Annotated in this window: 2 protein-coding genes and 1 pseudogene; all 3 read right to left on the reverse strand. The window is 71.1% G+C overall.

The features are described 5' to 3' along the window. Positions 1–91: 91 nt before the first annotated feature. On the reverse strand, positions 92–694 hold the full coding sequence (locus tag ABZ281_RS47865; RefSeq protein ID WP_356664964.1) for a hypothetical protein: 603 nt from the start codon (positions 692–694) through the stop codon (positions 92–94). Positions 695–872: 178 nt separating this feature from the next. After that, the gene (locus ABZ281_RS47870) at positions 873–1,475 is read right to left on the reverse strand and encodes a hypothetical protein (protein ID WP_356664966.1); all 603 of its coding nucleotides are present in this window, start codon (positions 1,473–1,475) and stop codon (positions 873–875) included. A gap of 130 nt (positions 1,476–1,605) precedes the next feature. After that, positions 1,606–1,889: pseudogene (locus ABZ281_RS47875) on the reverse strand (hypothetical protein); the annotation flags it as partial.

Genomic DNA, 1,889 nt, shown 5'->3' on the forward strand with positions numbered 1-1,889 from the left:
GCGAGTGGGGGTGCCCCCTGCTCGAGCGGAGTCGAGAGCGTGGGGGAGCGTGCCGGGCGTCGTGACGGGGCGAACGTTGCCTGTCGCGGCACTAGAGGCCGTCGCGGACCATCGCGGCGACGATGCGGACGTGGCGGTCGGCGGCCGTGCCCGACCACTCGTTGTCGAAGTTCAGGCCGTAGGGCCAGAAGTGGCCGCCGCCGGTGGAGATCTTGGCGCCGGAGCCGTCGTACTGCCTGACGAGGGCGGTGGCCTGGCCGCCGGTCCAGGTGCCGCTGCCGCCGAGGCGCGACCAGCCCGAGCTGGTGCCCACGCCGATGGTGTGGGCGATCTCGTGCAGGGCCGTCCGCTCGCTCATGTAGCTGCGGTTGCTGCCGAAGCGGATCGTGCCGTTGATGTTGCCGTCGGCGGTGGGGACGCCCGGCTCGTAGCGGACGGTGAGGGTCTTGCCCAGGTCACTGAGGTTGTTGTAGCGGGCCACCGCCGCGTTCATGGCCTTGGTGATGAGGTCGTAGGCCGAGCGCTGGTCCGCCGTGGGGTTGCTCGCGCGGACGAGGGACCAGGTGATGGTGGCCGCCGCGGCGCGTTCCCGGGCGGGGGCGGGCGGGGCCTGGGGAGTGGCGGCCTGGGCGACACCGGGGCCGGCCAGCAGAGCGGCGGTCAGGGCGGCTATGAGTGCCGTGCGTGGGCTCATGTGCGGATCCTCCTGTGGGGGTGGTCGTCGCGAAACTTGCGAAACTTCGCACGACGTTCGGGATCTCGGACAGGCTGTGCCGTCGGCCAAGCAAATCCCTTGCCTGACGCGGCAGTTGGCGCGCTGTCGACCGCAAGTATCCCGGCGGAAAAGGCGGAGTCAAGGGTTCCGGCAGAGGTCAGTGGAACCAGAAGAGCAGCGTGTCGGGGTTCGTCCCGAGCTGCCGTGCGCTCTCCCACTCCTGCGCCTCGAACCGCATGGCGTCGACGAACCGGCGGGCCGCGCCACGGAATTCGGGGTCGAGACGGTCGAGTACGCGTGTGTAGGCCTCCGCGAGGTCGGCGGCGCGCCGGGCCGGCAGCGTGCCGATCGCGGGCACCGCGTCGCCGGGGTGGGGCAGCCGCAGCGGCGGGCCGCTGAACAGGAACGTGCCCGGGAGGAGGTCGGACGGTACGCCGTGCCGGGCCAGTTCGTCGTCCATGGCGTGGAACCAGGAGGGGCGGCGCCAGGCGCCGAGGTCGGTGGGGTCGGAGAAGTGCGCCGCGACGGCCTGATAGAAGGCGTAGCTGTACGCGGGGCAGAGGTCGGTGCTCGGGGTGCCGTCGATCAGCTCCTCCAGGGCCCGGCTGATGGAGACGTCGAGGTCGATGCCCTGCTCCTGGAAGCGGGCGTCGGTCCGCTCGCACTCCGTGCGTACACGGGCCAGGGCGCGCTCCTGCTGCTCGGTCCGCTCCACTGCCGTGAGCAGCCGCACCACCGTTCTCATGTCGCCGGTGCTCATCTCGAGGCAGTAGCCCACCGCTGTGTTCCCTTCACCCGTTCGCCGGACACCCGGTGTACATGATCGGGGACGCGGGAACGGCCCCGGACCGAGGGGCGGGGGCCGTTCAGCGGTGTGCGGTCGCGTCGGGTCAGCTGACGTCGGACGCGTCCAGGCGGTAGACGGCCGACTGGCCGGACTGCGAAGAGGATTCGGAGCCGTTGCCGGAGGCCGTACTCGTACCGTTGCTGTAGTCGCTCTCCTTCACCGCGGTGCCGTGCTTCTGCACCCACGCCGTGACCTCGGAGCTGACAGTGGAGCCGCCGCCCGGGCCGCCGCCCATGCCGCCGCCGAGCTGGATGTAGTGCAGTTCGCCCTTCTTCACCAGCTCCTTGAGCTTGGCGAGCGTCATCGCCTTGTCGCTGCCGGACCAGC

The organism is Streptomyces sp. NPDC006265, from assembly GCF_040613555.1.
Classification (GTDB): domain Bacteria; phylum Actinomycetota; class Actinomycetes; order Streptomycetales; family Streptomycetaceae; genus Streptomyces.

Coding starts and splice junctions, on each gene's coding strand:
- ABZ281_RS47870 (WP_356664966.1), bottom strand. CDS start 1,475: ATGAGCACCGGCGACATGAGAACGGTGGTGCGGCTGCTCACGGCAGTG.
- ABZ281_RS47865 (WP_356664964.1), bottom strand. CDS start 694: ATGAGCCCACGCACGGCACTCATAGCCGCCCTGACCGCCGCTCTGCTG.